Annotated in this window: 16 protein-coding genes and 1 other RNA gene; 6 read left to right on the forward strand and 11 right to left on the reverse strand. The window is 68.3% G+C overall.

The genetic code is table 11. From position 1 onward, the window contains the following. Positions 1 to 11: 11 nt before the first annotated feature. Genes murG through mraZ form a run of 9 tightly spaced genes read right to left on the reverse strand, consistent with a single transcriptional unit; the run spans position 12 to position 9,925 of the window. Complete coding sequence (gene murG, locus AC5P7F_RS20165; protein ID WP_046428823.1) at positions 12 to 1,100, reverse strand: undecaprenyldiphospho-muramoylpentapeptide beta-N-acetylglucosaminyltransferase; 1,089 nt, start codon at positions 1,098 to 1,100, stop codon at positions 12 to 14. Continuing rightward, the gene (gene ftsW / locus AC5P7F_RS20170) at positions 1,097 to 2,422 is read right to left on the reverse strand and encodes a putative lipid II flippase FtsW (protein WP_014645940.1); all 1,326 of its coding nucleotides are present in this window, start codon (positions 2,420 to 2,422) and stop codon (positions 1,097 to 1,099) included. The genes murG and ftsW overlap by 4 nt, the downstream gene beginning before the upstream one ends. Before the next feature lies 1 nt (position 2,423). Continuing rightward, on the reverse strand, positions 2,424 to 3,509 hold the full coding sequence (gene mraY, locus AC5P7F_RS20175) for a phospho-N-acetylmuramoyl-pentapeptide-transferase (protein ID WP_004154219.1): 1,086 nt from the start codon (positions 3,507 to 3,509) through the stop codon (positions 2,424 to 2,426). After that, positions 3,499 to 4,893: a UDP-N-acetylmuramoyl-tripeptide--D-alanyl-D-alanine ligase gene (locus AC5P7F_RS20180; protein WP_046428819.1), complete on the reverse strand. Its 1,395-nt coding sequence runs from the start codon at positions 4,891 to 4,893 to the stop codon at positions 3,499 to 3,501. The genes mraY and AC5P7F_RS20180 overlap by 11 nt, the downstream gene beginning before the upstream one ends. Beyond that, on the reverse strand, positions 4,890 to 6,398 hold the full coding sequence (locus AC5P7F_RS20185; protein WP_046428817.1) for a UDP-N-acetylmuramoyl-L-alanyl-D-glutamate--2,6-diaminopimelate ligase: 1,509 nt from the start codon (positions 6,396 to 6,398) through the stop codon (positions 4,890 to 4,892). Before AC5P7F_RS20185 ends, AC5P7F_RS20180 begins: the two co-directional genes overlap by 4 nt. Continuing rightward, the gene (locus AC5P7F_RS20190; protein WP_014645937.1) at positions 6,395 to 8,239 is read right to left on the reverse strand and encodes a peptidoglycan D,D-transpeptidase FtsI family protein; all 1,845 of its coding nucleotides are present in this window, start codon (positions 8,237 to 8,239) and stop codon (positions 6,395 to 6,397) included. Before AC5P7F_RS20190 ends, AC5P7F_RS20185 begins: the two co-directional genes overlap by 4 nt. Beyond that, positions 8,236 to 8,499, reverse strand: coding sequence for a cell division protein FtsL (gene ftsL, locus AC5P7F_RS20195; RefSeq protein WP_005415286.1), 264 nt, complete (start codon positions 8,497 to 8,499; stop codon positions 8,236 to 8,238). The genes AC5P7F_RS20190 and ftsL overlap by 4 nt, the downstream gene beginning before the upstream one ends. Then, complete coding sequence (gene rsmH, locus AC5P7F_RS20200; protein ID WP_014645936.1) at positions 8,496 to 9,464, reverse strand: 16S rRNA (cytosine(1402)-N(4))-methyltransferase RsmH; 969 nt, start codon at positions 9,462 to 9,464, stop codon at positions 8,496 to 8,498. The genes ftsL and rsmH overlap by 4 nt, the downstream gene beginning before the upstream one ends. A gap of 14 nt (positions 9,465 to 9,478) precedes the next feature. Next, positions 9,479 to 9,925, reverse strand: coding sequence for a division/cell wall cluster transcriptional repressor MraZ (gene mraZ, locus AC5P7F_RS20205; RefSeq protein WP_004143635.1), 447 nt, complete (start codon positions 9,923 to 9,925; stop codon positions 9,479 to 9,481). 324 nt (positions 9,926 to 10,249) lie between these two features. Here mraZ and AC5P7F_RS20210 point away from each other — a divergent pair, with 324 nt between their 5' ends. Further along, entirely contained in the window at positions 10,250 to 11,038 is a 789-nt protein-coding gene (locus AC5P7F_RS20210) for an NRDE family protein (protein ID WP_046428811.1), read from the forward strand. Positions 11,039 to 11,398: 360 nt separating this feature from the next. Further along, positions 11,399 to 11,878, forward strand: a complete 480-nt coding sequence (locus AC5P7F_RS20215; protein WP_014645934.1) for a DM13 domain-containing protein — start codon at positions 11,399 to 11,401, stop codon at positions 11,876 to 11,878. Between the two features lie 88 nt (positions 11,879 to 11,966). On the opposite strand, the gene rnpB is transcribed toward AC5P7F_RS20215, so the two are convergent. Together rnpB and rsmI are read right to left on the reverse strand one after the other, a co-directional pair. Next, positions 11,967 to 12,318, reverse strand: an RNA gene (gene rnpB, locus AC5P7F_RS20220) — RNase P RNA component class A. 151 nt (positions 12,319 to 12,469) lie between these two features. Further along, on the reverse strand, positions 12,470 to 13,288 hold the full coding sequence (gene rsmI / locus AC5P7F_RS20225; RefSeq protein WP_014645933.1) for a 16S rRNA (cytidine(1402)-2'-O)-methyltransferase: 819 nt from the start codon (positions 13,286 to 13,288) through the stop codon (positions 12,470 to 12,472). A gap of 81 nt (positions 13,289 to 13,369) precedes the next feature. On the opposite strand from rsmI, the gene AC5P7F_RS20230 reads away from it, so the two are divergent. The 4 genes from AC5P7F_RS20230 to AC5P7F_RS20245 all read left to right on the forward strand — a co-directional run bounded on the left by AC5P7F_RS20230 (position 13,370) and on the right by AC5P7F_RS20245 (position 17,622). Continuing rightward, positions 13,370 to 15,091 (forward strand): penicillin-binding protein activator, encoded by a 1,722-nt coding sequence (locus tag AC5P7F_RS20230; RefSeq protein WP_046428809.1) that lies wholly within the window; start codon positions 13,370 to 13,372, stop codon positions 15,089 to 15,091. Then, complete coding sequence (locus tag AC5P7F_RS20235) at positions 15,081 to 15,449, forward strand: YraN family protein (protein WP_172412182.1); 369 nt, start codon at positions 15,081 to 15,083, stop codon at positions 15,447 to 15,449. The genes AC5P7F_RS20230 and AC5P7F_RS20235 overlap by 11 nt, the downstream gene beginning before the upstream one ends. Before the next feature lie 110 nt (positions 15,450 to 15,559). Continuing rightward, the gene (locus AC5P7F_RS20240) at positions 15,560 to 16,240 is read left to right on the forward strand and encodes a metal-dependent hydrolase (RefSeq protein WP_046428806.1); all 681 of its coding nucleotides are present in this window, start codon (positions 15,560 to 15,562) and stop codon (positions 16,238 to 16,240) included. Continuing rightward, on the forward strand, positions 16,237 to 17,622 hold the full coding sequence (locus AC5P7F_RS20245; RefSeq protein WP_014645929.1) for an FAD-binding oxidoreductase: 1,386 nt from the start codon (positions 16,237 to 16,239) through the stop codon (positions 17,620 to 17,622). Before AC5P7F_RS20240 ends, AC5P7F_RS20245 begins: the two co-directional genes overlap by 4 nt. Positions 17,623 to 17,930 lie beyond the last annotated feature (308 nt).

The following is a 17,930-nucleotide window of genomic DNA, read 5'->3' on the forward strand; positions in this document are numbered from 1 at the left end:
GCATGCCTTCTTCATACAGCTTCCTCGAGAATGATATCGGCGATGCGCTCGGCGGCATCGACCTTGGCCAGGGCACGCGCGGCTTGCGCCATCTGCATGCGGCGGGCGGGATTTTCGGACAGATCGCGCAGCGTTGCGGCAATGCCGTCGGCCAGCGTTCCGTCCTGCTTCAGCAACACCGCCGCGCCGCGCTCGACCAGGTACTCCGCGTTGCGGGTCTGGTGATCGTCGACGGCAGCGGGAAATGGCACCAGCACGCTGCCGACACCGACCGCGCACAGCTCGGCAAGCGTGGACGCGCCGGCGCGGCAGACAACCAGGTCAGCCCAGGCAAAGGCTTCGGCCATGTTGGCGATGAACGGCGTGATTTCCGCCTGCACACCGGCCTTGGCGTAAGCCTCCACCGCTTCGGCATGCATCTTCTCGCCGCTCTGGTGGCGCACCTGCACCGGCAGGCCGGCGCCCAGCGCGGCAATCGCCTGCGGCACGCCGGTATTGAGGGCACGCGCGCCCTGGCTGCCGCCCACCACCAGCACCCGCAGCGGGCCCTGCCGGTCGGCGAAGCGCTGTTCCGGCGGCGCGATGGCAGCGATTTCCGCGCGCACCGGGTTACCGACGAACTCCTCGCCCTTCGCGAAGGTGCCCGGGAAACCGGTCAGCAGGCGACGCGCATAACGCGACAGGATGCGGTTGGTCAGGCCCGGCGCACGGTTCTGCTCATGCACGATCAGCGGTAGGCCATGCAGGCGCGTGGCCATGCCACCGGGGCCGGAGGCAAAGCCACCGAAGGCGACCACCGCGCGCGGCTGGCGCTGGCGGATGATGAGCCCGGCCGCGCGCAGCGCGCGCATCAGCCGCCACGGCGCCGCCAGCAGGGCCAGCTTGCCCTTGCCGCGCAGGCCAGTGATGGCCAGCGTATCGATGGCGATGTCGTGCTGCGGCACCAGGCGGGTTTCCATCGCACCGTCGGCGCCCATCCAGGTCACCGGCACGCCGCGCTGGCGCAGCACGCGGGCCACGGCCAGGCCGGGGAAGATGTGACCGCCGGTGCCTCCGGCCAGGATCATCACCGGGCGCCCACTCTCGGTGGCTGCACTCATGACAGCCTCCCGAAGGTCGGTTCGATGCGCGACTGCAGGCGGCTGGTGCCACGTGCGGCGCTCGCTGCAGCGGACGCGGGTGCGACCGGCTCGGCACGCATCGGCACGCTGGCGTCCACCGCTGCGGCGGGCTTGTCCATCGGTTCGGCCGCGGCGTCTTCGGCGCCACCGATGCGCACGGCCTGGCGGCGCTCGGCGCGCTTGAGTTCATACGACACGCGCAGCAGCAGGCCCATCGCCACGCAGGTCATCAGCACCGACGAACCGCCGGAGGAGATCAGCGGCAGGGTCAGGCCCTTGGTCGGCAGGATGCCCAGGTTCACGCCGATCGAGACGAAGGTCTGCATGCTGATCCACAGGCCGATGCCGAAGGCGATGTAGCCGGAGAAGTGGCGCTTCATTTCCACGCAGCGCATGCCCAGCCAGAAGGTGCGGCCGACCAGCAGCGCATACAGCGCCACGATCACGCAGGTACCCAGGAAACCGAATTCCTCGGCGGTGACCGAGAAGATGAAGTCGGTGTGCGCTTCAGGCAGGTAGTACAGCTTCTGCACGGAGTTGCCCAGGCCGACGCCGGTCCATTCACCACGGCCCACCGCCATCAGCGCGTTGGACAGCTGGTAGCCGTCGCCCTGCTGGTCGGCCCACGGGTCCAGGAAGGAGGTGATGCGGCGCATGCGGTACGGCTCGATGATCGCCAGCGCGCTCATGCCGACCAGGCCGATGATCACCGGCATCGACATGCGCGGCATGTTCACCCCGCCCAGCACCAGCATGCCGGCGGTGATCGCCAGCAGCAGGGTCGAGGAACCGAAGTCCGGCTGCAGCAACAGCAGCACCACCAGCGCACCGGCCACACCCAGCGGCTTGAGCATTGCCGGCCAGGTCGCATTGACCTCGTCGCGGAAACGCACCAGGTAGCTCGACAGCCAGACGATGTAGAGCACTTTCACCGCTTCGACCGTCTGGAACTTGGAAATGCCCAGGTTGATCCAGCGGCGCGCACCGTTGACCGTGCTGCCCAGTCCCGGTGCGAACACCGCCAGCAGCAGTACGAAGCAGCCCAGCAGCAGCATCTGGTTGTACTGCTCGATCGACTTCAGCTCGGTGCGGGCGGCAATGACCGCCAGCACGATACCCACCGCCAGGAAGATCAGGTGGCGGTTGAGGTAATAGAACGGACTGCTCATCAGCGCGATCGAGCTGGAGGCCACCATCACCACGCCGACACCGGTGAGCGCGATGATCGCGCCCAGCAGCCACTTGTCGTAGCTGCCTTCGATGGCTTCAAGGCGTGTTGCCTGGCGGGACAGGTCGTTCATCTCAGCGCACCTTCAACGTGGCCAGGCCGATCAGCACGAGCACGACGGAGATGATCCAGAAACGCACGATCACGCGCGGCTCCGGCCAGCCCTTCAGTTCGAAATGGTGGTGGATCGGCGCCATGCGGAACACGCGCTTGCCGGTCAGCTTGAACGAGGCGACCTGGATCATCACCGACAGCGTTTCGATGACGAACACGCCGCCCATGATCACCAGCACCAGCTCCTGGCGGGTGATCACCGCGATCGTGCCCAGCACCGCACCCAGTGCCAGTGCGCCGATGTCGCCCATGAAGACCATGGCCGGGTAGGTGTTGAACCAGAGGAAGCCCAGGCCCGCGCCGGCGATGGCCGCACAGATGATGACCAGCTCGCCGGCGCCCGGGATCTGCGGGATCTGCAGGTAGTTGGCGAACACCACGTTGCCCGAGGCGTAGGCGAACACGCCCAGCGCGCAGGCCACCAGCACGGTGGGCATGATCGCCAGGCCGTCAAGGCCGTCGGTCAGGTTCACCGCGTTGGAGAAGCCGACGATCCAGAAGTAGGCGATGGCCACGAAGCCGATGCCGGCCAGCGGCAGCGCGACCGACTTGAACATCGGGATGTAGAAGGTCAGCGCTGCCGGCACGTCGGCCGTGTAGAACAGGAACAGGCCCGCAGCCAGGCCGAAGATCGACTGCAGCAGGTACTTCCAGCGCGACTTCAGGCCGTTCGGGTCACGGCGGACGATCTTGATCCAGTCGTCATACCAGCCGATGGCGCCGAAGCACAGCATCACCGCCAGCACCAGCCACACGTAGCGGTTGCGCAGGTCGGCCCACATCAGCACCGACAGGGTGATGGTGAGCAGGATCAGCGAACCGCCCATGGTCGGCGTGCCGGCCTTGGAGAAATGGGTCTGCGGACCGTCCTTGCGGATCGGCTGGCCGCCCTTGAACTGGGCAAGCTTGCGGATCATCGCCGGGCCCAGCCACAGCGACAGGAACAGGGCCGTCAGCGCGGCAAGGATGGCGCGGAACGTCTGGTAGTTGAACAGCCCGAACAGGCTCTCCAACTGCTGCAACCATCGAGCCAGTTCATACAACATGCGGGGATTCCTCTCCTTGCGCCAGCAGCGCTTTGACAATCGTGTCCATGGCGCTGCCACGGGAACCCTTGACCAGGCAGCGCACGCCGGCGTGCAGCTCGTCCTTCAGCGCCTGCGACAGCGCGTCGTGGGTGGCGAAATGGCGGCCGCCTTCGCCGAAGGCGGAGGCGGCCGCGGCGCTGAGCGGGCCCAGTGCATACAGGCGCTTCAGGCCGGCAGCACGTGCGCGGAGGCCGGCCTGCGCATGCAGCGCTTCCGCGTCCGGGCCCAGCTCGCGCATGTCGCCCAGCACCAGCCAGCCCTCTTCCGGCGCCGCGGCCAGGGCATCGATGGCCGCGGCCAGCGACCCGGGGTTGGCGTTGTAGCTGTCATCCACCAGCACCGCGCCATTGCGCAGCTGATGGGCGATCTGGCGACCCGGCACCGGCTGCGCTTCGGCCAGGCCGGCGGCAATCAGCGCCAGATCGACACCGGCGGCCAGCGCCAGGCTGGCGGCGGCCAGCGCATTGCTGACGTTGTGGCGACCCGGCAGGCCCAGCACCACGCGGGCTTCGCCGGCCGGTGCGACCAGAGTGAATTGGCTGCCCTGCGCACCGGCGCGGATATCGCGCGCGGTCACGTCCGCCGAGTGTTCCAGGCCATAGCGCAGCACGCGGCAACGCGCCGGGGTGCTGATGAAATGCTGTTCGAACCAGCGGCCATAGGCATCGTCGGCGTTGATCACCGCCACGCCATCGGCCGGCAGCGCGGCGTAGATCGCGCCCTTGGTCACCGCCACGCCGAGCAGGCTGCCCATACGTTCCAGGTGCGCCGGGGCGATGTTGTTGACCAGCGCATAACGCGGGCGGGCGATGTCGGTCAGGTAGGCGATGTCGCCCGGCTTGCCGGCGCCCATCTCGTAGACGGCGTAGTCGGCATCTTCCGGCGCATCGATCACCGCCAGCGGCAGGCCGATCTCGTTGTTGCGGTTGCCCGGGTTGGCGTAGACCACCTTGTGCGCGTGCTGGGCCACCTGCTGCAGGATCGACAGCAGCAGGCTCTTCACGCTGGTCTTGCCATTGCTGCCGGTGATCGCGAACACCTCGGTGCCACGGTCACGCTGCATGCCTGTGGCGATCTTCGCCAGCGCCAGTTCGCTGTCGGCCACCAGCACCTGCGGCAGTTCGACCGGCAGCAGGCGCTCGACCAGCAGCGCACTGGCACCGCGCGCCTGCGCGTCGGCCGCGAAGTCATGGCCGTCGAACCGCTCGCCGCGCAGCGCCACATACAGACTGCCCGGACCGAGATTGCGGGTGTCATTGCTGACCGCATCGATGGCCACGTCGTCGCCGTGGATCTCGCCACCGGCCCAGTGTGCGATCAGCGAAAGCAGGGTGCGCTTCATGCGGCACCCTCCCCGGCCTGCGCGCTGAGCACACCGGTCTTGGCCGCCAGTGCGGCGGCGGCCACTTCGGTGTCGTCGAAGTCATGGCGCACGCCATTCACTTCCTGGTACGGCTCGTGGCCCTTGCCGGCGATCAGGATGATGTCGCCTGCACCGGCACGCTTCACCGCCAGGCCGATCGCACGCGCGCGGCTGCGCTGCACGGTCACGGCATCGGCGTTCTGGAAGCCGGCCAGGATGTCAGCCACGATCACATCGCCATCTTCGCCGCGCGGGTTGTCGTCGGTGACGATGACCTGGTTGGCCAGGCGCTCGGCAATCGCCGCCATCTGCGGGCGCTTGCCGGTGTCGCGCTCGCCGCCGCAGCCGAACACGCAGAACAGCGTGCCCTGCAGGTGCCCGTGGAGGCTGTCCAGCGCCTGTTCCAGCGCATCCGGGGTGTGCGCGTAGTCGACCACCACCGTCGGCAGGCCGTCTTCACCGCCCAGGCGGTTCATGCGGCCGCGGATCGGCTGCAGCGCCGACAGCACTTCGGCGATACGCGGCAGCGGCTGGCCCTGCGCGTGCAGGGTACCGGCCACGGCCAGCAGGTTGTCCACGTTGAAGCGGCCCAGCAGCGGCGACTGCACCGCCGCGCGCTGGCCGTCGATGACCAGTTCAAAGGCGATGCCACGACCGTCCAGCTGCAGCGCCTCGGCGCGCACGCTGGCGTCAGTGGCACCACGCGAGCTCAGCCCGATCGCCTGCACGCCGGCCGGCAGGCCCGCGAACAGCTGCCGGCCGAAGGCATCGTCCAGATTGATCACCGCGGCCTTCAGGCCCGGGCGATGGAACAGCCGCGCCTTGGCCGCGCCGTAGCTGGCCATGTCACCGTGGTAGTCCAGATGGTCGCGGGTGAGGTTGGTGAACACCGCCACGTCGTAGTGCACGGCGTCCACGCGGCCCTGGTCCAGCGCATGCGAGCTGACTTCCATCGCCACCGCGCGCGCACCGGCGTCGCGCAGCTGCGCCAGAAGCGCATGCATCTGCAGCACCAGCGGCGTGGTGAAGCCGGTCGGCTCGACCGCACCATAAAGTCCGGCACCCAGCGTGCCGATACTGCCACTGGGCGTTCCGAGCAGATGCCAGGCCTGGGCCAGCAGCTGCACGGTGGAGGTCTTGCCGTTGGTGCCGGTCACGCCGACCATCGCCATCGCCCGCGATGGCGCGCCATGGAACTGGTCGGCCATCGCGCCCATGCGCGCGCGCAGGCCCGGCACGGCGATCGCATCAGCCGGGGCCGGCAGATCGGCCGGTGCCGGCGGTTCGAACAGGATGGCACTGGCACCGGCAGCGCGCGCCTGCTCGACAAAGCCCAGGCCATGCGCGCCGAAACCGGCGATGGCGACGAAGGCGTTACCGGGGCGCACGGCACGGCTGTCCAGCACCAGGCCGGTCAGAACGGGATCATGACCCGCCAGGGCCACGTCCGGAAGCAACTGCGAAAGCAACATCGAAGGACTCATTGCGTGCCTCCCGTAGCGGGCGGCGTCTGGGCTTGCGCGCTCGGCAGCGCAGCGTCGAATTCAGCGGCGGCATCGACCGGCAGCGCGGTCTCGGCCGGCGGCGCAGGCAGGATCGAGGCCGAATGGCCGACCTTGCCCGACTGCTGTGCGGCCAGCCACGACTGCAGGTCGTCCAGCGGCACGTCCATCAGGCGCAGGGTGCCTTCCATCACGTTGTGGTAGACCGGCGCCGACACCAGGCCGCCGTAGAACTTGCCGGCCTGCGGGTCGTTGATGACGATGACGGTGGCGAAACGCGGGTTGGTGGCCGGCACCACGCCGGCGAACAGCGCGTTGTAATGGCCGCGCTCATAACCGCCCGGGCCGGCCTTGCGCGCGGTGCCGGTCTTGCCGGCCACGCGGTAACCCAGCACCGCCGCCTGCTTGGCGCCGCCCTGGGTGACTACCGTTTCCATCATCGCCACCACCTGCCGGGCGACGTTCTCGTCGATGATCTGCTGGCCTTCATTGCGCTGGCCCTTGACGAAGGTCGGCGCGATCAGGCGCCCGCCGTTGGCCAGCGCCGAGTACGCGGTGGCAATCTGCAGCGGCGTGACCGACAGGCCGTAGCCATAGGACATGGTGGTCTTGGTGGTACCCGACCAGCGTGCCGGACGCATCACCACGCCGGCCGATTCGCCCGGGAAACCGCTGTGCGGCGCCGAGCCATAGCCGAAGCGGCGCACGCCGTCGTAGAAGGTCTGGTCCGGCATCTTCGCCGCAACCTTGGCCGCACCCACGTTCGAACTGCGGGTGATCACGCCGGTCACGTTGAGCACACCGTTGTTGCGCGGCACGTCGCGGATGGTGAAGCGGCCCAGGGTCATGTAGCCCGGGTTGGTGTCGATGATGGTGTCCTTGGTCACCGCACCGGCCTGCAGCGCGGTGGCGATGGTCAGCGGCTTCATCGTCGAACCCGGCTCGACCAGGTCGGTCACCGCGCGGTTGCGGCGCGTATCGGGGATCGCACCGGTCAGCGAGTTCGGGTTGTAGGTCGGCAGGTTGACCATGGCCAGGATCTCGCCGGTGGTCACGTCCATGATCACCATCGAACCACCGGCCGCCTTGTTGGCCACCAGCGCGTTGCGCAGTTCCTTGAAGGCCAGGTACTGGATGCGGCGGTCGATGCTGAGGGTCAGGTCCTTGCCCGGCTCGGCGGCGCGCAGCAGATCGCTTTCGACGGTCTCGCCCTTGCGGTTGCGGATCACCCGCTTGGCACCGGCCTTGCCGCGCAGCCATTCGTCGAACGCCAGTTCCAGGCCTTCCTGGCCGCGGTCGTCGATGTTGGTGAAGCCCAGCACGTGCGCCATCGCTTCGCCCTGCGGGTAGAAGCGGCGGAACTCGCGCTGCGCGGCCACGCCCGGAATCTTCAGCGCGACCACCTTCTCTGCCTCGTCCGGATTGATCCGGCGGCGCAGGTACATGAATTCCTTGTCCGACTTCTGCGACAGGCGGCTGCTCAGCTCATCCACCGACATGCCGACCGCCTGGGCCAGCTCCGGGATGCGCTCGGGCGAACGCAGCAGGTCCTGCGGGTTGACCCAGATCGAGGCGACCGGGGTGGACACCGCCAGCGGCTCGCCGTTGCGGTCGGTGATCATGCCGCGCGAGGTCTTGATCGGCAGCTCGCGCAGGTAGCGGGCCTCGCCCTGGCGCTGGTAGAAATCGCTGTTGATGATCTGCACGTAGGCCGCGCGACCCACCAGCGACACCGAGCACAGGCCAAGCGCCAGCGCGACCCAGCGCAGGCGCTGGCGCAGGTTGAAGGCGTTGCGCGGGCGGTTGCGGCCGGTCTTGCTCATGGGCGCACCACCACGATGTCAGCGGCCTCGGGGAACTTCATGCCCAGCTTCTCGCGGGCAATGCGGTCCACGCGGTTGGCTTCGGCCAGGGTGGCCTGTTCCAGCTGCAGGCGGCCGAACTCAAGGTTGATGTCATCGCGCTTGCGCTCGGCACGCGACAGCTCGATGAAGGTCTGCCGGTGGCGGTGGCGCACGAACACCACGCCGATCGCCGAGGCGACGGTGCAGGCCAGCAGGATGATCAGCAGCAGCCGGCTCATGCATCGCCCCCCCGCTTCTGTGCCACGCGCAGCACGGCGCTGCGGGCACGCGGGTTGGCGGCCAGCTCTTCGTCGGTGGCCTTGATGGCGCCGCCGATCAGGTCCAGCGTCGGCACGAACGCAACCGCCTCGGGCAGCCGGCGGTTGGCCGGCGGCGCCTTGGCCAGGCGGTTCATGTACTGCTTGACGATGCGGTCTTCCAGCGAGTGGAAGCTGATCACCGCCAGGCGGCCACCGGGCTTGAGCCGTTCCACCGCCGCATCGAGCCCGGCTTCCAGATCGGCCAGCTCGCGGTTGATGTGGATGCGGATGGCCTGGAAGCTGCGCGTGGCCGGGTGAATCTTGTCCTTCCCACGCGGCATCACCGAGGCGATCAGCTCGGCCAGTTCGGCGGTGCGGGAGAACGGCTGCTTCTCGCGGCGGGCCACGATGGCGCGGGCGATGCGCCGGCTCTGGCGCTCTTCGCCGTAGGTCCACAGCACATCAGCGATCTCGCGCTCTTCGACGCGGTTGATCCACTGCGCGGCGCTTTCACCGCTGTCCGGATCCATGCGCATGTCCAGCGGGCCGTCCTTGCCGAAGCTGAAGCCACGTTCGGCCACGTCCAGCTGCGGCGACGACACGCCGAGGTCGAACAGCACGCCGTCCAGGCCTTCGGCCGTCGCGTCCCACTGCAGCAGCTGGGCGAAGCTGCCCCGGAAAATGGACACGCGCGGGTCCGGCGCGAAATCGCGCTCGGCAACGGCGATGGCTTCCGGATCCTTGTCCATGACCAGCAGGCGCCCCTCGGGACCGAGCTGGGTGAGCACGCCACGTGCATGACCGCCACGACCGAACGTGCCATCCAGATAACGTCCGTTTTCGATCACCCTCAGGCCTTCAAGGACCTGGGTGTACAGGACCGGCAGGTGCACCGCCGGCGACTGCGACACCGGAAGGTGACCGGCCTGCGCTTCTGGGCGCATCCGGGCACCCCGGCTCACAACTTCAGGTCGAGCAACCCATCACCCAGATCCTCGTCAGACAACGTCTGCTGGATCAGGGCCCGATGCGCCTGCTCGCTCCACAATTCGAACTTGTCGCCCATACCGAGCAATACCGCCTTCTTCTCAATGCCCACCGCACCGCGGTGGCTGGCGGGGATGCTGATGCGACCGTTGCCGTCCAGTTCCAGATGGGCGGCCGAGCCGACCAGCTTCTGCTGCAACAGGCGCACGACGCGCTGGGTGTTGGGCTTGGACATCACATCGTCGCGGACCCGCTCCCATTCCGACTCTGCATACAGCCACAGGCAGCCGGCTTCGAACGGGTTGTAGGTCAGCACGAGACGGTTGTTGCTGGCGCGCGCGACGAGGTCGCGGTAAGCGGTGGGAACCGCCATGCGCCCTTTGTCGTCAACTGTGATGGCCGTCTCGCCCTGGAACACGACGCCTGCACCTTGTCCTTCGCCCGGTGAAACATTGAACCACGAAAACCCACAAAACACCCGGATTTCCCTCTGATGCCCACCTTAGCAGCGGGCCGAGGGTTGTCAACAACTTTTCAGCGGGGAAATCGCCAGCCGCATCAATGGCTTGCAACAACCTTTAGAGAATTGTTCAAGGCTTATCCACAAGTTGCTGATCCGTCTCAATTTTTGAGATTGAACGGAAGTTCAGGGGCGTGGAGAGGGCGTGAAACATCGGCCGCGCATTCATCCGGAACGGGCCGGAAACGGCGCCGAACTGCGCAAACCGTGCACAATGAGGCCATGTGCCTGCTCGCTCTTGGCTGGATGCACCACCCGCGCTGGCGGCTGGTGATGGCCGGCAACCGTGATGAGTTCCACGCCCGCCCGACGGCGGCGCTGGCCCCCTGGCAGGATGAGACGTCCGTCATCGGCGGGCGCGATCTGCGCTCCGGCGGTGGCTGGGCCGGGGTTGGCGCCTCGGGCCGGATGGCGGTGGTCACCAACGTCCGCGACCCGCTGGCGGCCCAGACCGGCCCGTCGCGGGGCGCGCTGGTGGCCGACTTCCTGCGCGGCCGCGACCCGGCCGCTGTGCATATCGACCGATTGGCGACCGTGGCTGGCGCCTATGCCCCGTTCAATCTGTTGCTGGCCGATAGCGACAGCCTGGAGTACCTCGGCAACCATCCCGCCGAACGGCAGACCCTCGGCCCGGGCGTGCACGGCATGTCCAACGGCGCGCTGGACGCGCCCTGGCCGAAGACCCGGCGGCTGATGGCGGCCCTTGAAGCCTGGCTTCAGAAAGACGGGGTCAGATCCCTTTCGCACAGCGAAAGGGATCTGACCCCGGACCTGACCCCACTCTGGAATGCTCTGGCCGACGAACACCGCCCTGCCGACAGCGACCTGCCCGACACCGGCATCGGCCTGGAACGCGAGCGCTGGCTGAGCCCGGCCTTCATCCGTGGCGATGACTACGGCACCCGCGCCAGCACCGTGCTGCTGATCGACGCCGACGGCCATGGCGAGATCCACGAACGCCGCTTCGGCCCGCAGGGCGCTCCCAGCGGCCAGAGCCACGTCATTTTCTGACCCGGTCATGACGGCCCTTGGCCGGATGCTCTTGGCGGGGGGGGGGTAGTGCCGGCCGCTGGCCGGCAACCTCTGGATCTTCGGATGCAGCATGAAGTTGCCGGCCAGCGGCCGGCACTACCCGCAGCGTGCTGTCGCGATCCACGCGACGGCAGTCGTCATCGCAGCGGGCCTGAAACGTCATTCAGCTTCCAGCCGCGACCGCGATCCGTCCGCGCCACAGCGGTTTCAGCATCACAGCCAGCCGACTGTGCCCTTTTCGCAATCGGCACTGTGTCTATAAATGTCGCCCCTGACCTCCCAGGGTGGTCGCGCCCGGCATCGCGCCGCGCCATCGACCACAACCCTCAAGGAGGCCCCATGCGTCGCATTCTCATCCAGTTCGCCACCCACCTGCTTGCTCTCGGCCTGGGCTTCGGCCTGGGCATCTATCTGCTGCCGATCCTGATCGCCCCCGATGACCCGCCGGTCACGCAGGTGCAGGCCGCGATGAACGACGCCACCTATCGCACCACCTTCCGTCGCGACCTCAAAGGCAGCGACGCGGTGCACTGGGCCGAAGGCAAGGTCAGCGTCAGCGCCACCCAGGTTGCCTTCGACGGCAAGATGGGACCGGGCCCGGACTACAAGGTCTACCTGGTCCGCGACTTCGTCGACAACAAGGCCGACTTCCTGAAGATCAAGGCGCAGGCCCAGCGCATCGGCGAGGTGAAGACCTTCAACCGCTTCCTGGTGGATGTGCCCGCGAACGTGGACGTGGACGACTACACCACGGTGGTGGTGTGGTGCGAGCGCTTCTCGCAGTTCATTTCCGCCGGGCAGTACCGCACGCCGGGCTGAGCAGGGCGTGGCGTCGGGTCCCTTTCCTCCGGAAAGGGACCCGACGCCGCAATCACGGTAGCTCCACGCCATGCGTGGAAGAAGAAGGAGGCGGAGCCGGCCGATAAGCCGGGTTCTGTCGTGGACAGTCATTCCTCTAGGCGTTACGTCACCGCAACGCTCAAGCAACCTACCCGGATCCAACGCGGGCCGCGCCAAAGGATCCCTATTTGGTCTTGCTCCAGGTGGGGTTTGCCGTGCCGGTCTGTTGCCAGACTCGCGGTGCGCTCTTACCGCACCATTTCACCCTTACCGGCCTTCCGAAGAAGACGTAGGCGGTATCTTTCTGTTGCACTTTCCGTCGGCTTGCGCCGCCCAGGCGTTACCTGGCACCTTGCCCTATGGAGCCCGGACTTTCCTCGGCACCCCCGAAGGGATGACGCGACTGTCTGGCCGGCTCCGCCAGCGCATATTCTAGCGTACGCAGGTCCTTCCTGCCGTGCTGATCGCGGCGTCCGGTTCATCCATCCACGCATGGCGTGGATCTTTTCCGCCGCTCTGGTGGGTGCGGATTCTGCTTTGGTGGGTGCGGACCTTGGTCCGCACGATCAATCAACTACCGTACAACGCCTTGCGCGGCGCGCCCGTCAGTTCCGCGGCCAGTTTGGCGGCGGTCGACGGTGGCAGGTGCTCGCTCAGCTTCGCGTAGACGCGGCGGCCATGTGCCAGCTGCGCTTGTTCGTCATCACCCGCGCCCTGCACCATCACCACGAACTCGCCCTTGCGCTGGTTGTCGTCGGCCTCGACCTTCGCCAGCAGGCCCGCCAGGTCACCATCGAGCACGGTCTCGAACAGCTTGGTCAGCTCGCGGGCCAGCACCGCCGGGCGTTCGCCACCGAAGATCGCCGCCATGTCGGCCAGCGATTCGGCGATGCGGTGCGACGATTCGTAGAACACCATCGTGCGCACTTCGCCGGCCAGCGCCTGCAGGCGGTCGCGGCGGCCGCTGGCCTTGGCCGGCAGGAAGCCCTCGAAACTGAAACGGTCGCTGGGCAGGCCGGCCACGCTCAGCGCGGCGATGGCGGCACAGGCACCGGGCACCGGGCTGACCTTGATGCCCGCCGCGCGCGCGGCACGCACCAGGCGGAACCCGGGGTCACTGACCAGCGGGGTACCGGCATCGCTGACCAGCGCCAGCGACTCGCCGGCCTGCAGGCGCGAGACCAAGCGCTGCGCCAGGGCCTCTTCATTGTGTTCGTGCAGGGCCACCAGTGGTTGCTGGATGCCAAAATGGGACAGCAGCTGGCCACTGCGGCGGGTGTCCTCGGCACAGATGGCCGCCACCGAACGCAGCACCTCCTGCGCGCGCGGGCTCAGATCGGCCAGGTTGCCGATCGGGGTGGCGACGACGTACAGGGTTGGGACACTCATTTCAGCGGTACTCACGGGGCAAGGGTAGAATCGTAGCGTGTACCCGGCCAAGGCCGCTGCCCTCATCGCATGGACCCGATCATGAACAAGCCCGCCGCACGGTTCTCCGCCCTGTCGTTGTCGCTGATGCTGCTGGCCGGTTGTGCCACCACCAGCCTGACCAGCACCCCCGATTCGCCGGCCCAGGGCCAGGCGCTGGCGCTGATCGAACAGGGCAAGCCGCGCGACGCCGCACTGCAGCTGGAAGGCCTGGCCGCCACGCTGCGTGGCGGTGCCCGCAGCAACGCACTGGCCGATGCGGCCTGGGCCTGGCACCTGGCCGGTGACAGTGCCCGCGCGCGCAGCCTGCTGGGCCAGCTCACCGCCCGCCAGCTGTCCGGCGCCAGCCTGCAGCGCTACCAGCTGACCGGTGCCGAGCTGGCGCTGGCCGACAAGCAGCCGGCGCAGGCGCTGGCCCTGCTGAAGGATCATGCCGACAGCGTTGCGGTCGGCCTGCGCACCCGCTGGCTGCTGGCCCGCGCCCAGGCCCTGCAGGGCACCGGCGATGCCTTCGGTGCCGCCAACGAGCGCGCCCGTGCCCATGCCGGCCTGACCGGCAGCACGCGCAGCGAGAACCAGGCCGCCATCGCCGGCCTGCTCGGCACCCTCGACGACGCCACCCTGCGCAGCCGTGCCGCCGCGCTGCCGGCCAACGACCCGCTGTACAACTTCGCCGGCCGTGCGCTGATCGCGCGCGGCCTGCCGCTGCCGCGCCCGTTCGACCGCGATGGCGCGGCCCAGTTCGACACCAGTAAGCGCCCGCCGGCGATGAGCGACGGTTACCGCCCGCCGGCCAAGCTGGCCGTGCTGCTGCCGCTCAGCGGCCGCCTGGCCACCGCCGCGCAGCCGGTGCGCGATGGCCTGTTGAGCGCCTACTACGGTGAAAGCCGCCGCCGTCCGGACATCAACTTCTTCGACACCGCCGGCACCCCGGCCGGTGCCCTCGCCGCCTATGACAAGGCGGTCGCCTCCGGTGCCGACTTCGTAGTCGGACCGCTGGGCCGCGACGAAGTGGACGCCGTTTACGGCCGCCAGCAGCTGCAGGTGCCGGTGCTGGCCCTGAACCGTGGCAAGGACGCACCGCCGGCCGGCAGCGCCGGTTTCTCGCTGGCACCGGAAGACGACGGCATCGTCGCCGCCGAATACCTGCGTGGCCGCGAACGCAACCGCGCACTGGTGATCAGCAGCAATGACGACACCGGCCGCCGTTCCGCCGCCGCCTTCGCGCAGCGCTTCGCACAGCGCGGTGGGCAGGTGGTGGCCACCTTCAACGTCAGCGATGCCGTTGGCGATGTCGGCGCGCAGGTGCGCAATGCCGGCCAGGTCGATGCGGTGTTCCTCGCCGTGCGTGCACCGCAGGCCCGCCTGCTGGCGCCGCAGCTGGCGCTGGCCGGTGCCGGTGGCGCCACCCGCGTCGGCACCTCGCAGCTGACCGTCGGCAGCGGCAAGGTGGAAGAAGACGTGGCCCTGGACGGCATCGTCTACCCGAATGAAGCCTGGAACGTGCGCAGCGTGTCCGGCCTGCCCTCGGCCAGCCAGGTGGCCAGCACCCTGCCGAGCGCACGCGGTGCGGCCGGCCGCCTGTTCGCGTTCGGCGCCGACGCCTGGAAGATCACCGCCTATCTGGACAAGCTGTCCAACGAAGGCGGCCTGGACGGTGCCACCGGCACCCTGTTCCTGGACAGCAACGGCAACATCCTGCGCCAGCCGGCATGGTCGACCTTCAATGGCGGCCGGCCGATGCCGATCGTCGGTGGTCGCTGAGCGCAGCCAACGTGGCTCGGCGGTGGAAGCCGCCGCCGAGCAGCATCTGCAACAGGCCGGACTGCAGCCGCGCGCGCGCAACGTGCGTTATCGCGGCGGTGAACTGGACCTGGTGATGGACGATGCCGGCATCGTGGTGTTCGTGGAGGTGCGCTATCGCGCGCGATCGGAGTACGGTGGCGGTGCCGCTTCAGTCGATGCGCGCAAATGCCGGCGCCTGGCGCATGCCGCGCAGCTGTACCTGCGGGACCACCCCGCGCTGGCCAATGCGCCCTGCCGCTTCGACGTGGTGGAAGCCAGTGGCGAACCGCCGCAGCTGCATTGGCTGCGTGACGCATTCCGGCTGGATGATTGCTGATGTGTACTGTCCGCCTTGGTAGAAGCCGACCTTGGTCGGCGCGTCTGTGCCAACCAAGGTTGGCCCCCGCCAGAGCGCAGCCTGGCCGGCACTACCATGGTGCGTGACTGATGCCTTCGATCATCACCCATGCCGCCGTGCCGCTGGCGCTGTGGTGCGCCGCTGATCGTGGCCGCATCCCGCCGCGCCTGCTGGTTGCAGGCGTGATCGCCGCGATGCTGCCCGATGCCGATGTACTGGCCTTTGCGCTGCACATTCCCTATGCGGATGCCTTCGGCCATCGCGGTGCCAGCCATTCGCTGCTGTTTGCCGGCGTGCTGGCGGCATTGGCGGCGGCGTTCGCATTCTTTGGTAGCGGCCGACCTTGGTCGGCACCACACAGCCCCGGTAGTCGCCGACCTTGGTCGGCGCAGCACAGCCCCGGTAGTCGCCGACCTTGGTCGGCGGTTTCGTGCCAACCAAGGTTGGCACCTACCAAGGCAGGGCCAACGGTGGCATCGACCGTACAAGCCGCTGTATTCGTCTTCGTCTGTGCCGCCAGCCATCCGCTGCTGGATGCGATGACCACCGGCGGCCTCGGCGTCGCACTGGCCTGGCCGTGGAGCGAACACCGCTTCTTCGCGCCGTGGCGACCGATCCGCGTTTCACCCTTCGCCCCACAGTTCTTCAGCGCACGCGGCGTGGCTACCCTGCTCTCCGAACTGCGCTGGGTGTGGCTGCCGCTGGCCGGCGCCGTTGTCGCCTGGAAACTGATCCAACCCGCTCCTGCTGCCTCTCGAGATCCGTCATGAGTCCTGCCCTGCCTGCTGCCCTGGTTGCCGAACTGTCCGTCCTGCTGGGCGCGGAGGGCTGGCGCATGGATGACAGCGCGCTGGAGGCCAACGCGCAGGACAATTCATGGCGCCGCCAGCGTCCGGCAGCCGTGGCGCTGCCCGCCGACGTCGAACAGGTTCAGGCACTGGTACGTGCCTGTCGCGCGCATGGCGTGGCGCTGGTCGCGCGCGGCGCCGGCACCGGCACGACCGGTGCAGCCGTCCCGCAGCCGGGCAGCATCGTGCTGTCGTTCACCCGCATGGACCGCATCATCGAGATCCGCGCCGGTGATCGCTGCGCGGTCGTGCAGCCCGGCGTGCTCAATGGCACCCTGCAGCAGGCACTGGCCCCGCATGGCCTGTTCTGGGCGCCGGATCCTTCCAGCGCCGAGATCTGCAGCATCGGCGGCAACCTCGCTTGCAATGCCGGCGGCCCGCGCGCGGTGAAGTACGGCACCAGCCGCGACAACGTGCTGGGCCTGGTGGCGGTGACCGGCACCGGCGAGCTGATCCGCTGCGGTGGTGCCTACACCAAGGACGCCACCGGCTACGACCTCACCCATCTGCTTGTGGGCAGCGAAGGCACGCTGGCACTGATCGTGGAAGCCACGCTGAAGCTGACCCCGTTGCCGGTCAGCCAGGCCGGGCTGCGCGTGCTGTACCGCGATGCCGATGCTGCTGCGGCCGCCGTGTCGCGGTTGATGTCGCAGCCGGTGGTACCCACCCGCCTGGAATTCATGGACGCGCGCAGCCTGGAGCTGCTGCGGCTCAATGGTGCTGACGTGCCAGAGGCCGGTGCGATGCTGCTGGTCGAGGCCGATGGTGACCACGACACCCTGCCCTATCTGCTGCAGGCCCTGGCCAGCGCCGCCGAAGGCGACGGCATGATCGAACTGGACGTGGCGATGGAAGGCCGCGCACGCGACCAGCTGTGGGCGGCGCGCAAGGCGCTGTCGCCTGCGCTGCGCAGTGTGGCGCCGGGCAAGATCAATGAAGATGTAGTGGTCCCGGTGTCGCGCATTCCGGAGCTGGTGGCCGGCGTGCAGGCGCTGGCACGTGACTACACGCTGACCATCGTCACCTTCGGCCATGCCGGCAACGGCAACCTGCACGTCAACATCCTCTACCACCCGGACGATGCCGACGAGAACACGCGCGCGCATGCCGCGCTGCCAAGGATCTTCGAGCTGACGCTGGCATTGGGCGGCACGTTGTCGGGCGAACACGGCATCGGCCTGGCCAAGCGCGATTTCATGGCGCAGGCCTTCACCCCGGAAACGCTGGCAACGATGCGCGCGATCAAGGCCGCGCTGGACCCGGACGGCATCCTCAACCCCGGTAAGGTGCTGCCGCCGGCATAGACTGCGCGCACTCCTGCGCGCTCCTGTAGAGCCGAGCCATGCTCGGCTGCTCTTCGACCAGATCGCGATGACGCCCGCGCCATGCGCGCAAGCCGAGCGTGGGCTCGGCTCTACAACAACGTGTCGTTCACCTTCGCGCTCCTGTAGAGCCGAGCCATGCTCGGCTCCTCTTCGACCAGATCGCGATGACGCCCGCGCTGTGTGCGCAAGCCGAGCGTGGGCTCGGCTCTACAACGACGTGTCGTTCACCTTCGCGCTCCTGTAGAGCCGAGCCATGCTCGGCTGCTCTTCGACCAGATCGCGATGAC

This window comes from Stenotrophomonas sp. YJH_SMC_105-26 (assembly GCF_059368915.1).

What these genes read in the sequence shown, in the direction of transcription:
- murG (WP_046428823.1), bottom strand. Translation starts at nt 1,100, where the DNA reads ATGAGTGCAGCCACCGAGAGTGGGCGCCCGGTGATGATCCTGGCCGGA.
- ftsW (WP_014645940.1), bottom strand. Translation starts at nt 2,422, where the DNA reads ATGAACGACCTGTCCCGCCAGGCAACACGCCTTGAAGCCATCGAAGGC.
- mraY (WP_004154219.1), bottom strand. Translation starts at nt 3,509, where the DNA reads ATGTTGTATGAACTGGCTCGATGGTTGCAGCAGTTGGAGAGCCTGTTC.
- AC5P7F_RS20180 (WP_046428819.1), bottom strand. Translation starts at nt 4,893, where the DNA reads ATGAAGCGCACCCTGCTTTCGCTGATCGCACACTGGGCCGGTGGCGAG.
- AC5P7F_RS20185 (WP_046428817.1), bottom strand. Translation starts at nt 6,398, where the DNA reads ATGAGTCCTTCGATGTTGCTTTCGCAGTTGCTTCCGGACGTGGCCCTG.
- AC5P7F_RS20190 (WP_014645937.1), bottom strand. Translation starts at nt 8,239, where the DNA reads ATGAGCAAGACCGGCCGCAACCGCCCGCGCAACGCCTTCAACCTGCGC.
- ftsL (WP_005415286.1), bottom strand. Translation starts at nt 8,499, where the DNA reads ATGAGCCGGCTGCTGCTGATCATCCTGCTGGCCTGCACCGTCGCCTCG.
- rsmH (WP_014645936.1), bottom strand. Translation starts at nt 9,464, where the DNA reads ATGCGCCCAGAAGCGCAGGCCGGTCACCTTCCGGTGTCGCAGTCGCCG.
- AC5P7F_RS20210 (WP_046428811.1), top strand. Translation starts at nt 10,250, where the DNA reads ATGTGCCTGCTCGCTCTTGGCTGGATGCACCACCCGCGCTGGCGGCTG.
- AC5P7F_RS20215 (WP_014645934.1), top strand. Translation starts at nt 11,399, where the DNA reads ATGCGTCGCATTCTCATCCAGTTCGCCACCCACCTGCTTGCTCTCGGC.
- rsmI (WP_014645933.1), bottom strand. Translation starts at nt 13,288, where the DNA reads ATGAGTGTCCCAACCCTGTACGTCGTCGCCACCCCGATCGGCAACCTG.
- AC5P7F_RS20230 (WP_046428809.1), top strand. Translation starts at nt 13,370, where the DNA reads ATGAACAAGCCCGCCGCACGGTTCTCCGCCCTGTCGTTGTCGCTGATG.
- AC5P7F_RS20240 (WP_046428806.1), top strand. Translation starts at nt 15,560, where the DNA reads ATGCCTTCGATCATCACCCATGCCGCCGTGCCGCTGGCGCTGTGGTGC.
- AC5P7F_RS20245 (WP_014645929.1), top strand. Translation starts at nt 16,237, where the DNA reads ATGAGTCCTGCCCTGCCTGCTGCCCTGGTTGCCGAACTGTCCGTCCTG.